Source organism: Actinomycetota bacterium, from assembly GCA_030682655.1.
Lineage (GTDB): Bacteria > Actinomycetota > Coriobacteriia > Anaerosomatales > JAUXNU01 > JAUXNU01.
Map to the genome: position 1 here is coordinate 1 of JAUXNU010000012.1, position 21,792 is coordinate 21,792.

General features: G+C 65.1%; 23 protein-coding genes and 1 riboswitch. Of the genes, 1 reads left to right on the forward strand and 22 read right to left on the reverse strand.

Annotated features, from left to right (window positions below):
- Positions 1–188 precede the first annotated feature (188 nt).
- The 18 genes from Q8K99_00715 to ribD form a co-directional block, all read right to left on the reverse strand.
- A complete protein-coding gene (locus Q8K99_00715) occupies positions 189–3,560 on the reverse strand; it encodes a DNA polymerase III subunit alpha (protein MDP2181077.1) in 3,372 nt (1,123 codons plus the stop codon).
- A gap of 9 nt (positions 3,561–3,569) precedes the next feature.
- Positions 3,570–3,986, reverse strand: coding sequence for a DUF6504 family protein (locus tag Q8K99_00720; protein MDP2181078.1), 417 nt, complete (start codon positions 3,984–3,986; stop codon positions 3,570–3,572).
- A gap of 153 nt (positions 3,987–4,139) precedes the next feature.
- Positions 4,140–6,176 (reverse strand): ferrous iron transport protein B, encoded by a 2,037-nt coding sequence (feoB, locus tag Q8K99_00725; GenBank protein MDP2181079.1) that lies wholly within the window; start codon positions 6,174–6,176, stop codon positions 4,140–4,142.
- 28 nt (positions 6,177–6,204) lie between these two features.
- The gene (locus Q8K99_00730; protein MDP2181080.1) at positions 6,205–6,861 is read right to left on the reverse strand and encodes a metal-dependent transcriptional regulator; all 657 of its coding nucleotides are present in this window, start codon (positions 6,859–6,861) and stop codon (positions 6,205–6,207) included.
- A gap of 517 nt (positions 6,862–7,378) precedes the next feature.
- Positions 7,379–7,744 (reverse strand): 6-carboxytetrahydropterin synthase QueD, encoded by a 366-nt coding sequence (gene queD, locus Q8K99_00735; GenBank protein MDP2181081.1) that lies wholly within the window; start codon positions 7,742–7,744, stop codon positions 7,379–7,381.
- Between the two features lie 10 nt (positions 7,745–7,754).
- The gene (locus tag Q8K99_00740; GenBank protein MDP2181082.1) at positions 7,755–8,219 is read right to left on the reverse strand and encodes a ribonuclease HI family protein; all 465 of its coding nucleotides are present in this window, start codon (positions 8,217–8,219) and stop codon (positions 7,755–7,757) included.
- Positions 8,216–8,944 (reverse strand): C4-type zinc ribbon domain-containing protein, encoded by a 729-nt coding sequence (locus tag Q8K99_00745; GenBank protein ID MDP2181083.1) that lies wholly within the window; start codon positions 8,942–8,944, stop codon positions 8,216–8,218. The genes Q8K99_00740 and Q8K99_00745 overlap by 4 nt, the downstream gene beginning before the upstream one ends.
- 10 nt (positions 8,945–8,954) lie before the next feature.
- Positions 8,955–10,058 carry a Nif3-like dinuclear metal center hexameric protein gene (locus tag Q8K99_00750; GenBank protein MDP2181084.1) on the reverse strand — a complete coding sequence of 368 codons (1,104 nt, stop codon included), beginning with the start codon at positions 10,056–10,058 and terminating at the stop codon, positions 8,955–8,957.
- Positions 10,055–10,852 (reverse strand): histidinol-phosphatase HisJ family protein, encoded by a 798-nt coding sequence (locus Q8K99_00755; protein MDP2181085.1) that lies wholly within the window; start codon positions 10,850–10,852, stop codon positions 10,055–10,057. Before Q8K99_00755 ends, Q8K99_00750 begins: the two co-directional genes overlap by 4 nt.
- A complete protein-coding gene (mnmA, locus tag Q8K99_00760) occupies positions 10,849–11,901 on the reverse strand; it encodes a tRNA 2-thiouridine(34) synthase MnmA (GenBank protein ID MDP2181086.1) in 1,053 nt (350 codons plus the stop codon). Before mnmA ends, Q8K99_00755 begins: the two co-directional genes overlap by 4 nt.
- Before the next feature lie 8 nt (positions 11,902–11,909).
- On the reverse strand, positions 11,910–12,371 hold the full coding sequence (gene nifU, locus Q8K99_00765) for a Fe-S cluster assembly scaffold protein NifU (GenBank protein MDP2181087.1): 462 nt from the start codon (positions 12,369–12,371) through the stop codon (positions 11,910–11,912).
- A 41-nt stretch (positions 12,372–12,412) separates the two neighbouring features.
- Positions 12,413–13,606, reverse strand: a complete 1,194-nt coding sequence (locus Q8K99_00770; GenBank protein MDP2181088.1) for a cysteine desulfurase family protein — start codon at positions 13,604–13,606, stop codon at positions 12,413–12,415.
- Positions 13,606–14,061 carry an Rrf2 family transcriptional regulator gene (locus tag Q8K99_00775; protein ID MDP2181089.1) on the reverse strand — a complete coding sequence of 152 codons (456 nt, stop codon included), beginning with the start codon at positions 14,059–14,061 and terminating at the stop codon, positions 13,606–13,608. Before Q8K99_00775 ends, Q8K99_00770 begins: the two co-directional genes overlap by 1 nt.
- An 85-nt stretch (positions 14,062–14,146) precedes the next feature.
- Entirely contained in the window at positions 14,147–14,908 is a 762-nt protein-coding gene (locus Q8K99_00780) for a hypothetical protein (protein MDP2181090.1), read from the reverse strand.
- Between the two features lie 274 nt (positions 14,909–15,182).
- The gene (gene ribE, locus Q8K99_00785) at positions 15,183–15,647 is read right to left on the reverse strand and encodes a 6,7-dimethyl-8-ribityllumazine synthase (protein ID MDP2181091.1); all 465 of its coding nucleotides are present in this window, start codon (positions 15,645–15,647) and stop codon (positions 15,183–15,185) included.
- Complete coding sequence (locus Q8K99_00790; protein ID MDP2181092.1) at positions 15,644–16,909, reverse strand: bifunctional 3,4-dihydroxy-2-butanone-4-phosphate synthase/GTP cyclohydrolase II; 1,266 nt, start codon at positions 16,907–16,909, stop codon at positions 15,644–15,646. The genes ribE and Q8K99_00790 overlap by 4 nt, the downstream gene beginning before the upstream one ends.
- On the reverse strand, positions 16,906–17,574 hold the full coding sequence (locus tag Q8K99_00795) for a riboflavin synthase (protein ID MDP2181093.1): 669 nt from the start codon (positions 17,572–17,574) through the stop codon (positions 16,906–16,908). The genes Q8K99_00790 and Q8K99_00795 overlap by 4 nt, the downstream gene beginning before the upstream one ends.
- A complete protein-coding gene (gene ribD / locus Q8K99_00800; GenBank protein ID MDP2181094.1) occupies positions 17,575–18,693 on the reverse strand; it encodes a bifunctional diaminohydroxyphosphoribosylaminopyrimidine deaminase/5-amino-6-(5-phosphoribosylamino)uracil reductase RibD in 1,119 nt (372 codons plus the stop codon).
- A gap of 10 nt (positions 18,694–18,703) precedes the next feature.
- Positions 18,704–18,823, reverse strand: a riboswitch (FMN riboswitch).
- A gap of 76 nt (positions 18,824–18,899) precedes the next feature.
- Between ribD and Q8K99_00805 the strand changes: the two genes are divergently transcribed.
- On the forward strand, positions 18,900–19,577 hold the full coding sequence (locus Q8K99_00805) for a hypothetical protein (protein MDP2181095.1): 678 nt from the start codon (positions 18,900–18,902) through the stop codon (positions 19,575–19,577).
- Positions 19,578–19,595: 18 nt separating this feature from the next.
- On the opposite strand, the gene Q8K99_00810 is transcribed toward Q8K99_00805, so the two are convergent.
- The 4 genes from Q8K99_00810 to Q8K99_00825 form a co-directional block, all read right to left on the reverse strand.
- Positions 19,596–19,997 (reverse strand): putative toxin-antitoxin system toxin component, PIN family, encoded by a 402-nt coding sequence (locus tag Q8K99_00810; protein MDP2181096.1) that lies wholly within the window; start codon positions 19,995–19,997, stop codon positions 19,596–19,598.
- The gene (locus Q8K99_00815; protein MDP2181097.1) at positions 19,994–20,251 is read right to left on the reverse strand and encodes an AbrB/MazE/SpoVT family DNA-binding domain-containing protein; all 258 of its coding nucleotides are present in this window, start codon (positions 20,249–20,251) and stop codon (positions 19,994–19,996) included. Before Q8K99_00815 ends, Q8K99_00810 begins: the two co-directional genes overlap by 4 nt.
- A gap of 75 nt (positions 20,252–20,326) precedes the next feature.
- The gene (locus tag Q8K99_00820) at positions 20,327–20,758 is read right to left on the reverse strand and encodes a DUF3795 domain-containing protein (GenBank protein ID MDP2181098.1); all 432 of its coding nucleotides are present in this window, start codon (positions 20,756–20,758) and stop codon (positions 20,327–20,329) included.
- A gap of 30 nt (positions 20,759–20,788) precedes the next feature.
- Entirely contained in the window at positions 20,789–21,790 is a 1,002-nt protein-coding gene (locus tag Q8K99_00825) for a transketolase C-terminal domain-containing protein (protein ID MDP2181099.1), read from the reverse strand.
- Between the last annotated feature and the right edge of the window lie 2 nt (positions 21,791–21,792).

Below are 21,792 nucleotides of genomic sequence, written 5' to 3' on the forward strand. Positions count from 1 at the left end.
GGCCAGACACAACCGGAACGACCGCTCGTCCAGTCGTTGGGAAAGGGCCTCATACTTGGTCCGTAGTGCATCGGAATCCATGGTGCGCAGAGCATGGCAGATGCCTGTCAGATGTGCAAGTTATTCTGCATAGACTCCTAAACGGACTTGATACTGCCAGGTGGCATGGACAGGCCGCAGGCTGCCCCCTACCTTACGGATGTCTGACCGGATTCCACCTCATCCCACGACTCCTCCTCTGGCGCTCCCGCACCGCCGAGAGACGGTCCCATCGGGCCGCTCGGTACGCCCCGCCGCAACCTCACCGGGGCACCGGAGGCCGTGCGGATCACGTAGGGCTCCACGCGGTTGGCCACAATCGCCAGGCCGCGCTCGTGGTTGTTCTGCAGCGTGCCTTCGACCAGGTAGCAGCGGTGTTTCACGATCGTCTCCCCCGCCCGGGCGAGCGCATCCTCGAACACGACCACGTCGAGCAGACCGGTCGAGTCCTCAAGCGTAAGGAAGCACGTCCGCTTTCCCGACCTTGTCCAAGGAGTCTGCGCCCGTTCCCTCACACCGCAGACCTTCACGCGCGTGCGGTCGGGCAGATTCGCAAGCTCGCGTGCCCACGTGATACCACGCACCTCCAGGTTGGCAGTCGCCAGATCGAGCGGGTGGCACGTGAGCGACAGGCCGGTGTACTCGAGCTCCGCGCTGAGTCGCCGCGCTGCCGACCAGCCGCTGGCATGCGTCAGGTCCTCGGCAGGTCGGGTGGGACTGGGCGCGAGCACGAGCACGTCGTCGCCGGCGATACCCTCGCGCGCGATGACCGCTTTCAGCTCGGGCAGCAGCGCGAGCATCTCGTCGCGGGTCGGCGGGCGGCCCACCTCGGTGATACCAAGCCCGTCGAGTGCTCCGATGCGGATGAGGGAGGTCGCGCTCGGGGTCTCGGCCCGCGTACGACGCAGGAAATCCGCGAGATCGCGGAAAGGCCGCACCGCCTGCTCGCGCTCGATCACCTCGAGCAACCGTGACGTCATCTCGTGCGTGTCGCGCAGTCCGATCCGGATGCCGCCACCTTCTCGCGTGACCGTGTAGGCCGCACGGGACTCGTTGACGTGCGGCGGCTCGATCGCGATCCCGTGGCGGCGCGCGTCGTTGACGACGAGACGTGGGGTGTAGAAGCCCATCGGCTCGTGGTTGAGGATGGCGGCAGACAACTCGGCCGGGTAGTACGTGCGCAGCCACGCGCTCGCGTAAGAGACGACCGCGAAGCAGGCCGCATGGGCCTTGTTAAAGCCGTAGGCGGCAAAACCTTCGAGCTGGCGGAAGACCTCCTCGGCGACCTCAAGCGCGACTTCCCGTTCGAGCGCCCGCTCGATGAAGTGCGCCCTGATGCGCTCCATCTCTTCGCGGCTGCGCCCCTTGGTCATCGCGCGGCGAAGCATGTCGGCCTCGGCCAGGTCGAATCCGGCGACCGCTTGAGCCACGAGCAACACTTGCTCCTGGTAGATGATGACCCCGTAGGTGTCGCGCAGCGGGCGTTCCATCCCCGGATGCGGGACAAACACCGGCTCGATGCCGTGTCGCCGGCGGATGAACGGCGTGATCATCTCGGCTTCGAGCGGGCCGGGACGGAAGAGCGAGATCGCGGCGATGATGTCTTCGAACTCGGATGCGCGCAGACGCGTGTTGAGGTTGCGTTGCCCGCTGCTTTCGAGCTGGAACACCCCGACGGTGTCGGCACGCGCGATCATCTCGTAGACGCGCGGGTCATCTTTTGGCAGCGTGAAAGGCTCGGGCACGGCCGCCTCGCCCACCCGCGCCCGCGCCATCTCCACCGCGTCGGAGATCGCAGAGTGCATGCGCAGGCCAAGGATATCCATCTTCACAAGCCCGAGGGCCTCGATGTCGTCCTTGTCGTACTGCGAGACGACCACGCCCTTGGCGGCCCACTGGAGTGGCGTCCAGGAATCGATCGGCTCGCGCGTGATGATGAAGCCGCCGAGGTGCGTGCCAAGGTGCATGGGGCACGCGTCGAGCTCCTCGGCCAGGTCGAGAAGGAGCGCGTGCTGCGGCTGCTTCAAGGGATGGTTCGCGCACTCGGGGTAGGAGTCGAGCGTCTCGCGCAGCCGGTGCGCGCTCACCCACGGCAGGTAGCGCGACAGCTCGTTGACCTGCGCGATCGGATAGCCGAACGAGCGCGCGACCGTGCGCACGGCGCTTCGCGCGGTCATCGTGTTGACGGTTGCGACCATCGCGACGTGTTCGGAGCCGAACCGGCGGTAGATGAACTCGATGACCTCGTCGCGGCGGGCGGAGTCGAAGTCCACGTCTATGTCGGGCATCTGGCGCCTCGCCGGATTCAGGAACCGCTCGAAGAGCAGGTCGTGCGCGATGGGGTCGGCGTCGGTGATGCCGAGCGCGTAGGTCACGATGGAGTCACCCGCACTCCCCCGCCCCGAGCAGCGGATCCCTTGCGACTTCGCGAAATCCACGATCTCTTTCACCACGAGGAAGTACTCGGGAAATCCCAGCTCAAGGATGATGGCGAGCTCGTGCTGAAGGCGCTGGAGCGCCTCGGGCGTCATGGGACGGTAGCGGTCCTCGACCCCGCGCCACGCGAGCTTCGAGAGCACCGAGTACGCCGTCTCGCCCGCCGGGAGCTCAGCCGCCGGGAAGTGGAACTCGCCGAGGCCCAGATCCAGCTCACAGCGCTCCGCGATCTCGAGGGTGGCGTCGCACGCGCGTGTGAGGCTGCGGAACAGTGCGCGCATCTGACCTGCGGGCTTCAGCCACAGTTCGGCATTCGGTCGCCCGTACGGCCCCGGCAGCTCCATCCTCGCACCTGCCGAGGAAAGGACGTCGTGGATACGGAATCCATCGCGAGCCACGTAGTGGACGTTGTTGGTCGCGACCAATGGGAGCTGTATCGAGTCGGCGAGCGCTACGAGCCCTGCAACGTAGCGCGGCGACTCCGGTGTGAGCGTGTGCATGAGTTCGACGTAGAAGTCGCCGGGGGCGAAGCAGCCCGCGAGACGCTCCACGACGGCCCGCGCACGTGCGGGCTCGTCGGCAAGCACGGCAGCACCGGTCTCCCCGCATCCGCACCCAGACAGTCCGATCAGCCCTTCCGAGTGCCGCGCAAGGTCGCGCAGGCTCATGAGCGAGGGTGCGTCCCCGGAGCGCACGTGAGCCCGCGCGAGCAGCCGGCAGAGGTTGCGATAGCCGGTGATGTCGCGTACGAGCAGCGTGAGGTGGAAGCCTCCTGCCCCCGCCGCGCGCCCAAAGCCGACCGGCGCGGGCAGGTGCAACCGCGTCTCGGGCGGCAGATCGCCTTCCGTGCCGGGGATGCCGACGGCCTGCACCACGACCTCAGCGCCGAGGATCGGCTTCAGCCCCGCAGCACGCGCCTTCTGGTAGAAGCGGATCGCACCGGACAGTCCCTGGTGGTCCGTGAGTGCGAGTGCGGGCATGCCGAGTTCGACCGCACGCTCGATGAGCGAATCCAACCCCGCCGCGCCGTCCATGAAGCTGAACTGCGAGTGCACGTGCAGATGGACGAAAGACCCGGAAGCCATGGTGTCTCCCTAGTCCTGCATGCCGACCAGCAGCCAGCTCCGCGTGAGGCGGTCGAACGCGAGGTCGTAGGTGCCACCTCGTGCGAGCACGCGCCAGCACCGGCGGCTCACGCGGCCACGGGGGTTCCACCAGCGCCGCTCGATCGCCCACGTTTGCACGACAGCGTCGATGCGGTAGGTACGCGCGCGCCATTCGAACGCAGCTGGACAACCACGTCGCTCATCCCACGCGACCGCGACAGCCTCTGAGATCCGTTTTCCGAGCCCTGCGTCCTCGGCGGCTACAAGTTCTGATGCACGCGTTATCCACGGGCTGCGAAGCAGTTCGAGCATTACCGGTAGGCGTCCCTCCTTGGATGAAAGCAGGTCGAGCGTCTGTCCGTGCGCGTGAGAGTCGTACTTCTTGATGGCGGTGTTGCGTCCCACGGGAGATGCCTCCGGTCGTGTCAGAACACGATGCCGCGAGGAGAGGTCCCGCGGCTCCTTCAGTATATCGAACGTATGTTCGGTATACAAGACAGGTCTGACACGGGATGGGACACACGCGGTTTCTCTGCAGGCAGCGTGCGGCAGCGGCTGCTACGACAGTACGGAGCCTATCGCCGGAAGCAACCTCGCGAACAAGCCTCCCACAGCAAGTGCGACGCCCACTGTGATGCCCATCACGCCCAAGGCCCGTCTCCACCCGATGGTCTTGCCCAGCACCGCCATCGTGGAGATGCACGGCATGGCCAGCGTGTTGACAAGCGCATACACAAAGAGATTCGTCGGCGTCATGAACGTGCTGAGGTCACGCGCGGCTGGTCCCACCGAAACGAGCGCGACCGTCACGAGCAGCTGCAGCGCGAACTCCTTGCGAATCAGGCCGAATAGCAGCGTGACCCCGGCGATGGACGGCAGGCCGAGCCACCCCACAACAACAGGATCCAGCGGAGCAGTAAGCCTCACCAGATTCCCGCTCTCATACAGCGCGCCGAGAACCATGCTCCCGACAACCACGAGCGGCGTTGCCACAAGCAGAAACTCCCGGAACTGCATCCATGCCTTGCGCGCAACCAGGCGCAGCGACGGCTTGCGGAACGGAAACATCTCCATGACAAGCCCGCTCGTACGTCCCGGCACGAGCAGGTCGAGCACGACGCCTATGGCGGCGCTCACGACGAACGCCACCGCGAACACGCCGGCCGCCGGCACCCAACCGATGTAGTGACCAACCGCCCCCAGAATCACCGCCGTACGTGCGCTGCAGGGAACCATCGAAATCAACGTGGACGCGATGAAGCGCTCGCGATCGGTCGAAAGGACCCGTGTACCCAGGATCGCCGGAACACTGCATCCCAGACCCGCAACCAGCGGAATCGTCGCCCGTCCGTGCAACCCGAGATGGTGCATCGCGCGGTCGGACATGAAGGCGACAGCATTCAGGTAGCCGCTGTCCTCGAGCACCGACAGAAGGAAGTAGAACGTCAAGATGTACGGCAACCCGATCGAAAGCGCCGCCTCCAGTCCCGCGTCCAGACCCCATATCAGCGCATGCGCCAGAAGCGACTCCCCGAACAGCCCGCGCACCGCCCCTTGCACCACCGGTGAGACGAAGCTGCCCCAAGCCGCCGCAACAAGCGATGCCAGTCCGTCACCGACAAAGAACAGCAGCCCGAAAACGCCAAGGAGTGACAGGACAAGCATCGCGACACCCGTCAGCGGGCGTGTAGCCAGCGCTGCCAGCCGCCATCCAACCGCATGGTCGCGCGGCCGGGCCTCAACGGTGGTCGCCCGCGCGATCTCCTCGGCAAGTGTGCGGCGTTCCCTGGCGAGAACCGTCACCGTCCGCTCGCCCGTGCGTGCCTCCAGGGAGCTACGGGCCTCGTCGACAACGCGCAGCAGAGTAGGCGGCCACACTCCCCGCTGCGGCGAGTCCGGTGCAGTTTCGAGCAGGCGGATGGCGGCGGCCCTCGGATCCATCCCCGTCTCATGCGGTACGACCGCAGCCGCACTGGCGACTGCACGCACTGTCGACTCAAGAACGTCGCCATATGTGTGGCTCGGCTTCGCCGGTCTGACTGCGCCCCGTGCCACCGACGCAACGTATTCCATCAGCTCGGCGACACCGATGCCGGTCGTTGCGACCGTCTCGAATACGGGGACGCTCAGCCGTTCGCCCAACCGGACAGTATCGACCGCAAGCCCGGCCCGTTGCGCCTCGTCCGAGAGGTTCGCCATCAGTACCGTGGGCAGACCGAGGTCGAGCACCTGGAGCGCCAGAACGAGATTGCGGGCGAGATTGCCTGAGTCCAGAACGACGACAACGACTTCCGGGCGAAGGTCGGCCAGCGTGCGCCGGGTCACCCACGGTTCCTCGCCGGGTCCGACGATCGCGTATGTCCCGGGAAGATCCAGGACCGTGAGCGTGTGGCCGCCGACCTCCGTGGGCCCGATGTTGATCTCGACGGTCTTGCCGGGATAGTGCGCCGTGGCGACGTCCTGACCGGTCAAATGGTTGAAGAGCGTCGACTTGCCCACATTCGGGTTGCCGACCAAAGCGACAACGGGACCCTCGTGCCCGGGCCCCAGAAGCTCCCGTCGACGCTCTTCCAGAATCCGCGGTTCGAGGGTCATCCGCCTTCGCTCCGGAAACGCGTCGGTGTCACTTCACGCCGATCGACTGCACCAGGATGCGGTCCGCGACCTCGCGCCCAAGCGCGTATGACGACCCACCTACATCCACGAGCAGCGGGCCCTTGAACGGGGCGACCTCACGTACACACACGGTCGTTCCGGGGAACATCCCCATCGACCCCAGGTATGCGAGCATCGCCTCGTCGTCCTCGGCAACCTGCACGATCCGAACCTCCGAACCCGCCCCAAGCTCACACAGGGGAGTTCCATCCACAGGCGCTACTTCGTGTTCGGACGTCGGAATCGGGTGTCCATGGGGGCAGACCTCCGGGTTCTCAAGGTACGCCTCCAAAGCAGTCAACACCCGCGGCGAGAACGCGTGCTCCAGCCGACAGGCATCCTCGTGCGCTTCGTCCCACGACAAGCCAAGGACGTCCACCAGGAAGCGCTCGGCCAAACGGTGCTTCCGGACGATATCGAGTGCGATGTCGCGACCCTCGTCGGTGAGAACGACGTCGCCATCGTCTCGCAGCACGAGTCCTTGCGACTCGAGGCGCTTGAGAGTCGCCGTCACCGTCGGTCCTGAAACCCCTAGCGCCTCCGCGATCGGTGTGGGACGCACAGTCCCGCGCTCGGAGAGCTTGTAGATGGCCTCAAGGTACTCCTCGATGGTCGCGCTAGGCATTCACTCCACGTCCTTCCGGGGTGTTGCGGCAACGCGCACCGCTGCCACTACATACGCATGTGCAGACACGTTCTCAGAGTGCGGTAATGCACCAGTGATTAGTATACGCAAACATCGCATCTACGCGAGAACAACACACCAGAATGGCGGTCATGCCGTCGAGCATGCGGAACACCGTTCACACCATGCGGCATGCCGTTCGACCCGTGCCGCGTACCGGTGGTCACGTTCTGGAGATTTCTTGGGAATACCTATTGACCCCCCGAATCGGCAAGCGTATGGTTGCAGTTGTCCCGAGAAGTCGGACCTGGAAAGTCTCGAAAGGGAGCGTACCAGTAGCCGCCGGCGGGGAGTCGAGAGAGCGGACACAGCGCGAGTTGGTTCGCAGGATCGGAGCCCTCAAGGTAGGAAATGGGAAGCTTCGGAGTAGGGATTGCGCGGGCGAGGTTTCTCGGGACGCTTTGCGTCTCCATCCGGATGGCTCGGGACTCCTCCGGTCCCCCGAATCGCTCCTGCGCTAGCGCCGGTACACGATGCGCGCCACGGGTGACTCCCAGACCGCGACTTCCTTCACCGCGACTTGGCGGCCAACCTTCGCTTCCAGTGCCTCGAACACCACGCGCGCGAGATTCTCGGCTGTCGGCGACAGTTGATCGAAAGGCGCGACGTCGTTCAGATACGCATGATCGAACGGAGCTAGTACTGCGGCGAGGTCTTCCTTCAGCATCTTGAAGTCGTAGACGATCTCGATTTCGTCGAGACTCTCGCCTGCGACCGTGGCTTCAACGTCCCAGGTGTGCCCATGGAGGTTCTTGCACTCTCCGGGGTAGCCCCTCAGCGCATGCGCGGCGTCGAAGTGGGCGCGAACCATCAGCTCATACACCACTGGCCTCCTAGTCGAACAGGGTCGCCTGAACGTCGACGCAAGGATCGTCCGCGTCTCCAACGGTCTCGCGCGCATCCATCGCCTGGTTGGCCAACGCGTCAGCTTCGGCGTTCTCCTCACGACGTACGTGCACGACCTTCACATCGCGGAACTGGGCCAGGAGCGAGCACGCCTTGGCGTAGAGCGGCTGCATGTTCGGGTGTTTGACCCGATACTGGCCGTTGAGCTGCTTGACTACCAGTTCGCTGTCCGAGTACACGGTGAGCATCTCGCATCCCCGCGCACGCGCACTCCGAAGCCCCCAAAGCAGCGCCTCATACTCGGCGATGTTGTTCGTCGTCTCGCCAAGGAAGCGCCCGCCACCGCAGATGCGTGCACCGTTCGCGTCGGCGAGCACGAAGCCGGCGCCCGCTGGCCCGGGGTTTCCTCGCGCACCTCCGTCGGTGCGAAGAACGCAACGACCGCCGGTCACTCCGTGCTCTCCTCACCGCGCACGACAAGCAGCCTACGACAAGCGGGGCAGATCGCGACCTCGGGACCGGCGTGAAGCTCCTCGAGGCGCTCAGCGGGCAGCTCCATGTGGCAAGCTGTGCACGAAGCCCCAACAAGGAGTCCGACGCCGATTCCCGACTTCGCTTCCTTGAGCACCTCGTACCTGCGGTACAACTCCGCATCGATGGCCTTCATGAGCGTTGCCCGCTCCTCGCGCAGGCGCGCTACCAGGGTCTGGATCTCGCCGCCCTTGGCAGTGAACTCCTCTACAAGCGTCGCCTCGCGCTGACCGAGTTGCTCTAGAGCCTGCTCGACCTTGGCTATCTGACCTGTGGCCTTCTCCTGGCGCTCCATAAGCGCGAGCGCCTCCATCTCCAGCTTGTCCTTACGCCTCTTGAGCGCATCGAGTTCTCGGGAGAGGTTCTGAAGTTCCTTGGGATTTGTGACCTCGCCCGACATGATCTTCTTCTGCTCCGAGGAGATCTTGTCGTCGACCCCGGAGATCTCATCCCCGTTCTTGGCAGCGGCGCGCTCGAGACGACCCACGAGCTGACCGGCCTTGGCGTGGAGTATCTGGACCTCTCGCGTCTTCTTCCGAAGTTCAAGAATCGCGCGCTTCTCGGGCATCTCGTCGAGCTTGCGCTCTTCACGGACGATCTCGAGATCTATCTCCTGAATCTTGAGCAGAATGCCCGGTTGATCCATCAAGCCCTCCTCAGGGTACCCACCATCCGCAGCGGGCGCCCTCTTCCTGTACGAGAGTCCCGTCAAGTCCCGGCGTCGCCCTCACGGCGGCCGCCAGGACCGGTATCAAAGGCCATTCCGTCACATCGTGACCGGCTTCCACCACCGCCAAGCCTGCGGCGACAGCGTTCAGGGCATCATGGTACCGCACCTCACCGGCTAGCAGTACGTCCGCGCGCGCCGCAATCGCATCGCCGATGAGCGAGCGACCGGACCCTGTGGCGGTCGCCACTCGACCGACGGGTGAGTCCGGATCGCCCCAGACCCGCGGCCTGCAGTCGAACACGTCGCGCACCCGCTCGGCGAACGAGCGCAGCGTCGCCGGCGACGAAAGCGACCCGACCCTCCCCATCCGTGCTGCGCCCCGGGCGATCCTCACCTCGGATGCGACTACGACCGGCTCCTCATACGGATGTGCGGCCACCGCGGCCGCCATGACCGCACCCTCGGCGGCCGGCGCCACAACAACCTCAAGGCGGTCCTCGGCAGACTCGACCTGCTGGCCACTCGTGCCGACATGCGGCGCGCTTCCGACCCGCGGGACGAACGTCCCGGTACCTGCCAAGGAGAACGCGCATCCCTCATAGAGGCCGATGCGTCCACCACCCGCTTCGCGCATGGCCGCGAACACAGCCGTTCTTGCGTCGGCCGGGACGTAGACGGTCACCAGCGACATCGTCTGCGTGGAACGTTCCAGGGGCTCCGCATCGACCAGCGAGAGGGCGTCAGCGAGCACGCGCGCGCCTGCGGGCGCGCGATCCAGATTCGTGTGCGCGGAGATGATGCTCACACCGGTCGACAGCGAAGCAACTGCGGCATCCATACCCTGGCCCGCGACAAGCCGCCGCGCCGATTCGAGGTACGGAGGATGGTGCGTGACCAGGAGGTTTGCTCCCGCTTCGCGTGCGCGGTCGACCGCCGCCTCGGTCGCGTCGAGCGTCACCAGCACGCCGGAGACGGCCGCTGCACCATCGCCGCAAACGAGGCCCACGTTGTCCCACGGTTCCGCCCATTGCGCGGGCATCGCATCCTCGATCGCGGCGACAACGTCCGCGACCCGCACCGGTCCGCTCATAGCGCGACCTCCCTCATCCGGCGACCCTCGAAGTACACCGCGCCGCGGTATCCGACCGACAGCAGCACATCTCGCACAGCCTCGAAGCCGTGTCCGACCTCGAGCGGCTGGTGAGCGTCCGATCCGATGGTCACCGGCACGCCACACCTGAAGCACGCCTCGAGGAACTCCTTGGCTGGGTATATCTCGGCGCACGGCTTGCGCATACCTGCCGAGGAGACCTCGACTGCGACGCCGCCTGCCGCGAAAGCCTCGGCCGCCTGTTCGTACAGGGCGACCGGTGCGACCGCGGGCACGTGACAGAACTTCTTGACGAGATCGGGGTGAGCGATGACGTCGAAGACACCGCTTCGAGCGGCTGCCGAGATGTCGGCGAAGTAGCGCTCCCAGACAGCGTTCACATCACGACCCTCCCAGCTGTCAAGGAGGTCTGGATCGTCGAACGCCCACCCGTCGATCATGTGAACGGATCCAAGAACAACGTCTACGCGAAACGCCTCGAGTACTTGCTCGAGCAGGGCGACCTGGGACGGCATCCAGTCGACCTCGAAGCCGAGCAGCACCTGGACGTCTTCGGCGTCGCGCGCGGCCGTGCGGACTTCGTCAGCGTAGGCGGGGATCTCCTCGGCAGACATCGAGTAGTCACGCGCCCGCGGGAAGTCGTCGGGGAGCGGTAGGTGTTCGGTGAACGCGAGAACGCCCACTCCCCCCACACGGGCGGCGAGCACGTAGTCGGCGACAGTCCCCTGTCCGTGCCCGCAGCGGGCGGTGTGGATGTGGCAGTCCATCTTCATTCGGCCGCTTCGACCACCCCTCCACCTACGACAGTGTCTCCTTCGTAGCATACGACAGCCTGACCCGGTGCCACACCGGCAATCGGCTCCGACAGCTCGATGTCCAGCGTGTCTCCTGCGCTGCGTACGCGCGCCCGAACCGGCACCATACGGTAGCGAGTCTGAACGTCGACTTCCGCCTCGGGAGAGTCGGATCGCCAGACCGCTTCCGCGGCAATCACGCGCGTTGCCGCCAGGTCAGACGCGGGGCCAACGACTACCTGGTTCTCGGCCGCGCGCAGTGCGGTCACATACAGCGGCTCGGCTCCGGCGATGCCTAGTCTCTTGCGCTGCCCGACGGTGTAGTGTGCAAGCCCACGATGCATGCCAAGGACATTCCCCTCCGCATCCATGATGTCTCCGGGTTCGCCCGCCTCCGGGAATCGTCCTACGATCAGTGGCACGTGCTCTCCGGGCGCGCAGAAGCATACTTCCTGGCTCTCTGCACGGGAGGCGGAGGGGAGGCCGTGGGTGGCGGCGATCTCCTTCACTCGCGACTTCTCGAAGTCGCCCAGCGGGAAGACGACCCGCCCGAGCTGGTCCTGGGTCAGTCTGTACAGGAAGTACGACTGGTCCTTGGCACGGTCCACACCCCTGGCCAGTCGGGGCATCCCCGAATCGCCCGGGACGACACGCGCGTAGTGTCCGGTCGCGAGAAGGTCGGCACCGGCCGCGGTCGCCTTGTCCAGGAGCACACCGAACTTGATGAGATCGTTGCAGCGGATACACGGATTCGGCGTACGTCCGGAGGCGTACTCCCGGGCAAAGGCGGAGACGACTTCTCGCTCGAACGCTTCGCGAAGGTCCCACGTGTAGTGCGGTATACCAAGGACGCCGGCCACGCGGCGTGCGGAGAGGACTGCATCCGTCCCGCAGCATTCGCCCGGTGCGTCGCCCTGGGGCAGGAGCTGCATCGTGATGCCGGTGACGTCGTGCCCGGCCCCGTGCAGAAGTGCGGCAGCGACCGACGAGTCAACGCCGCCGCTCATCGCCACGAAGACTCGTGCCATAGAGAGGGCTACTCCTCAGGGACTTCGCAGGCCTCGTCGTGCTCGATGGCGTGCGGATCGAAGTTCGGGTCATCGTGCGCAAGCCCGCCGGAGATGGGTTCGCGTCCGTTCTTCACGAGATAGTCGTCGACTGCGGCCTTGAGCCCGTCGGTCGCAAGCACCGAGCAGTGCATCTTGGCCGACGGAAGCCCGCCGAGCTCGTCGGCGACCTGCCTCTTGGAGATGGCGACGGCCTCCTCGAGGTTCATCCCGCGGGCCATCTCGGTCACGATGGAACTTGTCGCGATAGCTGCACCGCAGCCGAGCGTCTGAAACTTCACATCGGAAACCCGGTCGTCGTCCACCTTGATGGAGATCTTCATGATGTCGCCGCAAACCGGATTACCCACCTCCCCGATTCCGTCGGCGTCCTCGATCACGCCCACGTTGCGCGGGTTGTTGAAGTGGTCCATCACCTTGTCGCTGTACAGCACGTCTTCTCCTTGGGAACGGGTGGTCTCGGCAGGCGGGCCTATGCGCCCGAGCCGTACATCTTGGCGTAGACGGGCGACATAGCCCGCAAACGTTCGACGATCGGGGGGAATTCGGTCATGAAGTAGTCGACATCCTCTTCGGTCGTGAACCGGCCGACCGAAACGCGAAGCGATCCGTGCGCGAGCTCGGGCGGGCAACCTATGGCCAGCAACACGTGGCTCGGTTCGAGCGAACCCGACGAGCACGCCGAACCCGTGGAGACCGAGATGCCCTTGTTGTCGAGCTGCAGCAGCATCGCCTCGCCCTCGATGCCCTTGATGATGAAGTTCGCGATGTGTGGCACGAGACGCGAACGGTCTCCGTTGAGCACGGTGTTCTCGATTCGGCCAAGGAGCTCGTCGACGAGGCGATCTCTCAGAGCTGCAAGCCGGGGCGTTTCCACCGCACGCTCCTCGGCCATGATGCGGAGCGCTGTCGAGAAAGCCACCGCGCCGGCGACATTCTGTGTACCGCTCCGGCGCTTGAACTCCTGTCCCCCACCGATAAGCATCGGCGTGATCGGGGTGCCCTTCTTCACGTAGAGGGCGCCAATGCCCTTGGGGCCATAGATCTTGTGAGCCGAGAATGATGCCGAGTCGATTCCGAGCTGTGCCACGTCGAAGTCCATCTTGCCCACAGACTGGATGGCGTCTGTGTGAAAGAGCGCGCCCTTGCCGTGTGCTACGTCGGCAAGTTCCTTGATGGGCTGAATCGTGCCGAGCTCGTTGTTCACGTGCATCACCGAGACTATCGACGTGCGCTCGGTGACCAGCTTGGCCAGGTCCTCGGCGTGAATGATCCCATCGGTACGCGGCTGGACGAGCGTGACCTCGTACCCGTGCTTCGCGAGGTACTCCGCAGGACTGAGGACCGCCTTGTGCTCGAATGCCGACACGATGACCTGATCGCGTCCGGAGCGTGTCCGGACGGCGTCTGCTATCCCAAGGACCGCGGTGTTGTCCGCTTCGGTTCCGCAACCGGTGAAGAGCAGCTCGTTCGGATGCGCGGCTCCAATGAGCTCCACGAAGGAGTCCCGCGCCACGTCGAGGGTCTTGAAAGCACTTCGACCGAGCTCGTAGAGACTATTGGGATTGCCGTACTGCTCGGTGAAGTACGGGAGCATGGCTTCGACGACGCGCTTGTCGACCGGCGTAGTCGCAGAGTAGTCCATGTACACGTTCCGTTCAGCCATCAGTCCTTCTCTCCTGTTGTGACGGGGACCTCAGCGGCGAGCATGCTCGTCTGCGTGGACGCAAGAGCCGCGAGGTTGTGAGACTGGAAGACATCTCGTAGCGAATCAGTAGCGGCACTCCAGACCCGGGAGGCCGCGCACGAATCCCCACGGCCGCACGCGGCTGCCCTCTCGGAGTCGCACACCGTGGACACGAGCGGACCTTCGAGCGCTTCGACCACATCCAGGACGGTGACGTCCTCCGGGGATCTGGACAGGACGAATCCGCCGCGAGCGCCACGCGCTGCCGTCACCAGGCCGGCCTTTCGCAGGCTCACAAACAGCTGCTCCAGGAACTTGCCGGGGATCGCCTGCCGCTCGGATATCTCGCGCGCGCTGACCGGACCGTCGCCACAGCGACATGCCAGATCGATCATCGCAAGAAGGCCATACTCGCTCTTCGCCGTAAGTCGCACGCGGGCACCATCCAGTGGGATTCAATTCATACTCATTCGGTATGATATCGAAGATATGCCCGTCCGAACGGTGTGTCAAGGCGTGCTAGGCGTCGTCGTCAAGCACCGCATCGGTGGCTGCCGCAGCCGAACGAACGATAGACAGTAGCTCGCCAACGTCCACATCGGCTGCAGGCGTCAGCAGGGCGAGCGCCGCCCGGTGATCCACTACCTCGGCGTTGCAAAGCAAACGAGCGAAACGCAGGTTGTCCAAGGAGATCGTGCGCACTGTCTCGTAGGCGCGCCTCTGCCGGATCGCCACCTTGAAGACGTCCGCCGTTTCCTGCGTGTCTACCACGACAAGCGTCGATGAGTCCGGGCCCGCATCGGCACGACGGCGCTCCTCCACCTTGTCGATGAAGTCGGCGGCGGCGGCAAGGGAGACCGGCCGATGCACCGCCCGGGTCACGACGGTGAAGCCCGTCGGAGACGCCCACGCGCCATTCGGGTGCACGTCGAAACCGAGCGCCGACCCGAGCCCGCTCACAAGCTGCCGCATCTCGCCTCGCGCACGAGCGTCGTCCGCTTCGTGCGGTGTTGGCTGGGAGATGAGAACACCCGGCATTGCCTGAACGGTCTCAGCCCGAGCGGCTCGCACCGCCGAACCGTCTGCAAGGTCCCGGACATCGGTCACGAGAGCCTCGCGAGCGTTCATGGTCAAGATCTCGGCAAGCCGGGGGTTGTGCACCTTCAGGCTGACGCCGAAGACGTCGAGTACCGTCGCACCATCAGTCTTCTCGCGAGCATCCCCGGAAGCACCACGCGCTTCCTCTGCATCGGATTCCTGTCCGTCGAGTGGCGATACCATACGTTCGTCCCCCGTTCGCCGACGTCACAAAGGCCTAGCCGGTCATTGTCGACCGTACACATCGTACACGCGACCGCTGGCTCGAACCAGCATTCCGTCCGTCGAATAGAACATACTATCGCTTGTTGACCCCACACCCTTCTGATAGGTTGTAAATCCGCCTTCGGGCGAGATTTGGTGCCTGGTCCACGGTTGATAGCCACAGGGTGGCGAGAACCCAATGGACTTCAGAGGGAGCCCCGACGCGTCCGGCAATGCTCGGGGCTTTCTCCTGTCAGGCGATCGCCTTCATGAGATTCACCATCTCGATGGCCGCCAGCGCCGCATCCCAACCCTTGTTCCCCGACTTGGTTCCTGCGCGCTCGACAGCTTGCTCGATGGTGTCTGCCGTGATCACGCCGAAGATGACCGGCACACCAGTATCGATCGAAGCCTTCGCTATTCCCTTGCTGGCCTCGGATGCGACGTACTCGAAATGCGGCGTCCCGCCCCGGATAACGACTCCCAGAGCGATCACCGCGTCGTAGCGACCCGAAGCCGCCATCTGCTTCGCGACAAGGGGAAGCTCAAAGCCGCCAGGCACCCAGGCGACATCGATGTCCCCCGCAGATACGTCGTGGCGCTGGAGCCCGTCCTGCGCTCCGCCAAGGAGACGAGTGCTCAACAGCTCGTTGAAACGACTGATGACGATGCCGAACTTGCACCCGGTTCCAATCAGATTGCCTTCGAACGTGCTCATGACTGTTCTCCGATCTCCTCGGCATCCGTCAGGGTTAGACGGTGGGCCATCTTCTCTCGCTTCGTGCGCAGGTACTCGACATTCTGTGGGCACGCAGGTACCTCGAGCGGCACCTGCTCGCTGACTTTGAGCCCGTAGCCTTCGAGGCCGACGATCTTGGTGGGGTTGTTCGTCATCAGGCGCATCGACGTGAGTCCCAGATCTGCGAGTACCTGGGCGCCGATGCCATAGTCTCGCAGGTCCGCCGGGAAACCGAGTGCCTCATTGGCCTCGACGGTGTCGGCACCGCGCTCCTGCAGTTCGTACGCGCGCAGCTTGTTCGCAAGTCCGATACCCCGACCTTCGTGGCCCACGATGTAGAGCACCACGCCGTGGCCTTCTTCCTGGATACGACGCATCGCTTCTTCGAGCTGAGCACCGCAGTCGCAGCGCAGCGAGTGGAACACGTCACCGGTCAGGCACTCTGAGTGCACTCGAACGAGCACATCGGGCCTGCCGGCGACGTCGCCTGCCACGAGCGCCATATGCGTCGAGTCGTCGACCCGCGACGTGTACCCGTGGGCGATGAATTCGCCGAAGCGAGTCGGAAGGCGGACTGTCGAGGTGCGCTCCACCAGGCGCTCGGTCTTGCGCCGATAGCGGATGAGGTCCGCGACGGTGATCATCTTGAGCCCGTGCTCGCGCGCAACGGCTTCCAGTTCTGCGCGACGCGCCATCGTGCCGTCGGGATTCATGATTTCGCAGATGACACCGGCGGGATACAGCCCGGCGAGTCTGGCCAAGTCCACAGCGGCCTCGGTGTGCCCGGCACGCTCGAGAACGCCCCCGGGCTTGGCCCGGAGCGGGAACACGTGTCCGGGACGCGAGATGTCTTCGGGACCGGTTTCCGGGTCGATCGCGGCCGCGATGGTTGCAGCCCGGTCCGCCGCGGAAATCCCGGTCGTGATGAGGCCCTTGGCTCCAATCGACACATGGAAGGCTGTGCCCTGCGCCGAGGTGTTGTCCGATGTCATGGGTGGGATGCGCAGTTCGTCCAGGCGCTCCCCTGTCAGCGGCAGGCAGATGAGCCCGCGACCGTGCGTGGCCATGAAGTTGACGGCTTGGGGCGTGACCTGTTCGGCGGCCATGACGAGGTCGCCCTCGTTCTCGCGATCCTCATCATCGACCACAACGAGCATCTTGCCATCGCGAATGTCAGCGATGGCCTCGTCGATCGGCGAGAACGGCGAGTGCCCGGTCGGGTCGGACTCGTGATCGGTCATCGTCCCTCCGCGAATTCTTTGAGCATGTCGCCGAGACCACGGCGTCCGGGTCGCGCCGCGTCGGCCTCATCACCGGTATACAACGCAACGAAACGCTTCACGTACTTGCCCATCATGTCCGCCTCGATGTTGACGGCCGTCCCTGTCTGCTTCTCGCCAAGAGTCGTGAGCTGCTCGGTGTGCGGTATCACCGCTGCCGCGAATCCGTCATCGCGGGTCTGGGCGACCGTAAGCGAGATGCCGTCTACCGCAATGGATCCCTTGGGAACCACGTACTGCATGATCTCCGGCGGCGCAGAGAACTGGTAGATGGCGGAGTTGCCCGAAGGGTGGCGCATGACGAGAGTGCCGACGCCGTCTATGTGCCCGGTGACCATATGCCCGCCCAGCCGGTCGGAGAGCCTGAGCGCGCGCTCCAGATTCACCTTGCCTCCCTGCTGGAGGTTCTTCAGCGTCGTGAGCTCAACGGTTTCCTGACTGACGTCAGCCAGGAATGCGCCGCGAATGAACTTCACCACCGTCAGACACGCGCCATCGACCGCGATCGAGTCTCCTATTGCCATGTCACGGCCGAACTCGGGAGCGTACACCTCGATTCGCATTCCACCGCCCGTACGCTCCGCGCGCGTGATGATGCCCTGCGATTCAATCAATCCGGTGAACATCTACTCCCCTTTCTCAGCACTCGATGGTGCGGTATCGGTGGGCCGCCACACGGTGACAGCGTCGCGGCCAACGATCCCGCACTCGCTCGCCTGCATGGTTCTCTCTAGTGCATCACGTTCCCCCTGAGACGCTGCACTGAACAGTGTAGGCGCTTCCGCCCCTGCCATCCCGCCGCCGTGAATGAACACAAGCTCGTCGATCGCGTGCTCCTCCCAAAGCGCCGAAAGCAGCCGGGGCCCGGCCTCGATAAGCAGATGCGTCACCCCAAGCCCGCCAAGGACGTCCAGGGCAGCGCCGATCCCACCGGGAGGGTCGAATGCGAGAGTCTCGATTTCTGTCGCAGCCGTGGTGCCAGCCGGTAGTAGTGCAATCGCACGGCCCGCACCATCACGGAACAGGCTCGCGTCCGGCACGCCGGCCCGACCCAGGATGACTCGCAGGGGCTGCGTTTCCGCAGGGGCGCCGTCTGACTGTCGGACTAGGAGCGAAGGATCATCTACACGCGCGGTCTCTGCACCAATGAGCACAGCGTCGGCAGCAGAGCGAAGTCTCATGGTGAGCTCGCGGGCGTGCGTGCCGGTGATGGTAGTCCTCCGGCCCTGAGCCAGAGTGGCTTTGCCGTCCAGCGACAGCGCCGCCTTGACCTGCACGAACGGCCGCCCCGTCCGCAGCCAGTGCAACCACGATTCGTTCTGGATCTGGAAGGGTGCAGGTTCCTGTTCGAAGTCGACTTCGACGTTGGCCTCTCGCAGGCGCACCGAGCCCCCGACGGCGACGGGGTTCGGGTCGGCCATCCCAATGACCACACCCGCGATCCCGCGCGTGATGAGCGCCTCGGAACACGGCGGTGTCTTCCCGAAGTGATTACAGGGCTCGAGCGTCACGTACGCGGTCGCACCCGATGCGCGCGGGCCTGCCTGCGCCAGGGCAACCGCCTCCGCGTGCGGCTCGCCCGCGCGTTCGTGGAAGCCCTCGCCCACGATCTCGTCGTCCTGCGCGATAACGCAACCGACAAGCGGGTTGGGTGATGTGGTGCCTCGGCCACGCTCTGCAAGCTCAAAGGCGCGCCGAAGCATCGGGTCTGAGATAGAGGACGACACGTCAGTGAAGAGACGCACGGGTGCTACGACCTTCCTTCTCCCATCCGGACTGTGACCGTCGGCTCCGGAATCTCACCGGATCGGCCCCTTTCGGGGTTCGCGGGCTTTCACCGCCGGTGGGGAATCTCACCCCGCCCTGAAGAAAGTGCAGGTCGCAGTGTAGCACACCTGCCAAGGAGATGCGGCACGGACGCCCGGTTGGTCCCACACGCTATCATCGTTCCATGGACAACTCGCACACCACACCCGACCCCGACGCACTCGTCGAAGCTCTCGAAGCCGAGGAGAACTCGCGCGCCGTTGCCGCACCCGTCGCCGGCCTCTGGCGCGGGACGCTTCAGTGGGTGGTCGGGTTGGCCGCGGTCGCCCTACTCGCCTATTTCACCTACGCCCGCGCGGGCTGGGTGCCGTTCCTCTCCGGCGTCGACCTCGGCATCCACGAGTTCGGGCACATGATCTTCATGTGGACACCGCCGATCATTGTGTGGCTCGCCGGTTCCGTGGTGCAGGTCCTGGCACCGGCGGGGCTGGCAGCGTACTTCGCTATCCGGCGCGACACGTTCGCCGCGATCCTGATGACCGCCTGGACCGCTCAATCGCTCAACAACGTGAGCGTCTACATCTACGATGCCACGCGCCTGAAGCTCAACCTGTGGGGCGACGATGGCTCCAAGGCAGGCCACGACTGGGCCAACATCCTCACCAGGCTCAAGCTGATCCCCGCCACCGACCAGATCGCGTACACCGTTCGGGGGTTGTCGGTTGTGGCGTTTGCGCTTGCGGCCGCTCTCGCGATTCGCGGTCTTGCGAGGCCGTACCTCGAGGCCAGGCGCGCAGCGCAACTTGAGGCCCGCATGCGCACACTCCCCGTCCGCGAGCCGAGGAACCGCCCGCCGGCGTGAGACAGGTCGCCGCCGCGCCTACCCGCGAAGCAGCTCCGCGAACTCCGCTGGCGTCACGATATCCAGCGACTCAACTCGCGCCATCAGCAGCCGACGGTCGCCGGTGACCAGATGGCTCGCCTCACCCCGAACCGCCGTCTCGACTACCGGGTTGTCGCCAGCGTCCTCGCACCACAGCCGCGAGGCTTCGAACACCGGCACCATCTCGGCTGCCCGCGCGATAGCGAGCGCCACTCGATCGACCTCGGCCGGATCCAACCCGAGCTTCGCGCACATGACGCGCCTGAACTCCTCGATGATGTAGGGCGACGAGACGTTCGCGAACGCCCCACGACGCGACACCGCAACGAGGTCACTCGGGACTCCGCTCGCGATGACCGCGCTCACGAGCACGTTCGTGTCGAGCACTGCGCGACTCACTCAGACGACTTCCCGTAGCGCTCGTCCTCGACTGCGGAGGCCACGTCCTGCTCGGTGATGCCGTTCGCATCCGCCTGCTGACGCAGCCGCTCGCACATCGCTTCCCACGTCCCGGCGACCGGCTCGATCACTACGCTGTCCTCGCGGACGACGATGTCGACCTCGGTACCCTCTTCAAGCATGAGTTCGTCGACCACCTCGTACGGGATGGTGACCGTCATGCTGTTTCCGACCTTGCGAAGCTTCACGCGCATGGTGCTCCTCCCAGCTGTATACGTTCAGTATACACGCCAAGGAGAACCCGTACACCAGCGCTGCCCGCCCTCGCCCTACCCCCGGGCAGCCCCGCACCATACGCACGCGTCCCTGTGGACGCAGATCACCGCGCCGCACTCCGGGCACGCCCAGCGCTCCCGCTCGAAAGCCACGAAGGCCTCGATCCCTTCGTCGCGGATGCGCTCGAGGTTCTCGAGCATGCTCATCCCGTACTTGGTGCGATATCGCTTGTCGAGTCGTCGCAGCCGCGCGCACGGGTACTTGGAGCACTCGAAGCAGAAGCCGCTCTCGTTCGCAGCGATCGTGTCGCAGTTCCGGATGATGCACGTGTCGCAGTACGTCGGCAGAGCGCCCTCGCCTCCCCTGCAGCCACCGCAGGGATCCTTGTGCCTGAGGAGACCGCTGCACAGCCCGCAGTTCATCCCGCAGGGCGCGATCAGTGCCGCAACGAGCGAGTCCGGGTATGTCGTCTCGCGAAACTTCATGGCCACGTCCGTCCCCGTCCTCCCCCAGCACTACGACATGAGCTGCAGGACCGCGTCACGTATCCGATTGACGTTCGGAAGCGTCCGATCTTCTGCATCGCGCGCGTAGGGGATCGTCTCTCGCGTACAAACGCGAGCGAAGGACGCCCGCAGACCGTTCTCGGCAACGACCGCCGCAAGCTCGCCCGACAGTCCGAATCCCTCGTAGTCCTCGTCGACCACAAGCAGCCGTCCCGTGCGCTCGACCTGCGCACACACCATCTCCGTGTCCAAGGGCGAAACGGTCCGAAGGTCGACCACGGCCGCGGACACACCTTCGCTCGCAAGCATATCCGCGGCCTCAAGCGCGCGGTGCACGCTGACGCCCACGCTCACGATCGTCACGTCGTTGCCCTCGCGCCGAAGCACGGCCTTCCCGATGGGCGCAGCCTGCCAGGAGTCCGGCACCGGTCCGCGCGTCCCGTCAGCAGGTACGTCGAACGTCACGTTCTTTCGCCCACCGGACCCAAGGAACTCCAGACAGGACTCGGAAAGCAGCTTGTGCTCGAGAAAGACCACCGGTCCCTCGTGCTCGAGGGCCGCGAGCATGAGCGCACCGGCGTCCGCCGGCGTTGAGGGAACGACCACCGTGAGTCCCGGGATGTGCGCCAGCCAGCCCCACAGCGACTGTTCGTGCTGTCCTCCGTCACCGTAGCCCCCACCACAGGGCGCCCGAACCACGAGCGGCACCTTCCACGTCCCGCCGGAGAAGGTCTCGACCTTGGCGGCATGGTTGAGCAACGCATCCATACACACGCCAAGGAAATCGACCATGTAGAGCTCGACCACGGGCCGCAATCCCGCCATCGCCGCACCGACACCGGCGCCAAGGAACGCGCTTTCGCTGATGGGGGTGCCAAGCACCCGCTGACGCCCGAAGCGGACGAGGAGCTCCCTGCGCAGAAGCGGCACATCCTCGCCAAAGACGACGATCCGCGGGTCCTGTGCCATCGCCTGTCCGAGTGCGTCGTCGATAGCCGCGCCGAACCGCATCG

What these genes read in the sequence shown, in the direction of transcription:
- Q8K99_00715 (MDP2181077.1), bottom strand. Translation starts at nt 3,560, where the DNA reads ATGGCTTCCGGGTCTTTCGTCCATCTGCACGTGCACTCGCAGTTCAGC.
- feoB (MDP2181079.1), bottom strand. Translation starts at nt 6,176, where the DNA reads ATGACCCTCGAACCGCGGATTCTGGAAGAGCGTCGACGGGAGCTTCTG.
- Q8K99_00730 (MDP2181080.1), bottom strand. Translation starts at nt 6,861, where the DNA reads ATGCCTAGCGCGACCATCGAGGAGTACCTTGAGGCCATCTACAAGCTC.
- Q8K99_00745 (MDP2181083.1), bottom strand. Translation starts at nt 8,944, where the DNA reads ATGGATCAACCGGGCATTCTGCTCAAGATTCAGGAGATAGATCTCGAG.
- Q8K99_00750 (MDP2181084.1), bottom strand. Translation starts at nt 10,058, where the DNA reads ATGAGCGGACCGGTGCGGGTCGCGGACGTTGTCGCCGCGATCGAGGAT.
- Q8K99_00755 (MDP2181085.1), bottom strand. Translation starts at nt 10,852, where the DNA reads ATGAAGATGGACTGCCACATCCACACCGCCCGCTGCGGGCACGGACAG.
- mnmA (MDP2181086.1), bottom strand. Translation starts at nt 11,901, where the DNA reads ATGGCACGAGTCTTCGTGGCGATGAGCGGCGGCGTTGACTCGTCGGTC.
- Q8K99_00770 (MDP2181088.1), bottom strand. Translation starts at nt 13,606, where the DNA reads ATGGCTGAACGGAACGTGTACATGGACTACTCTGCGACTACGCCGGTC.
- Q8K99_00780 (MDP2181090.1), bottom strand. Translation starts at nt 14,908, where the DNA reads ATGGTATCGCCACTCGACGGACAGGAATCCGATGCAGAGGAAGCGCGT.
- ribE (MDP2181091.1), bottom strand. Translation starts at nt 15,647, where the DNA reads ATGAGCACGTTCGAAGGCAATCTGATTGGAACCGGGTGCAAGTTCGGC.
- Q8K99_00790 (MDP2181092.1), bottom strand. Translation starts at nt 16,909, where the DNA reads ATGACCGATCACGAGTCCGACCCGACCGGGCACTCGCCGTTCTCGCCG.
- Q8K99_00795 (MDP2181093.1), bottom strand. Translation starts at nt 17,574, where the DNA reads ATGTTCACCGGATTGATTGAATCGCAGGGCATCATCACGCGCGCGGAG.
- Q8K99_00805 (MDP2181095.1), top strand. Translation starts at nt 18,900, where the DNA reads ATGGACAACTCGCACACCACACCCGACCCCGACGCACTCGTCGAAGCT.
- Q8K99_00815 (MDP2181097.1), bottom strand. Translation starts at nt 20,251, where the DNA reads ATGCGCGTGAAGCTTCGCAAGGTCGGAAACAGCATGACGGTCACCATC.
- Q8K99_00820 (MDP2181098.1), bottom strand. Translation starts at nt 20,758, where the DNA reads ATGAAGTTTCGCGAGACGACATACCCGGACTCGCTCGTTGCGGCACTG.
- Q8K99_00825 (MDP2181099.1), bottom strand. Translation starts at nt 21,790, where the DNA reads ATGCGGTTCGGCGCGGCTATCGACGACGCACTCGGACAGGCGATGGCA.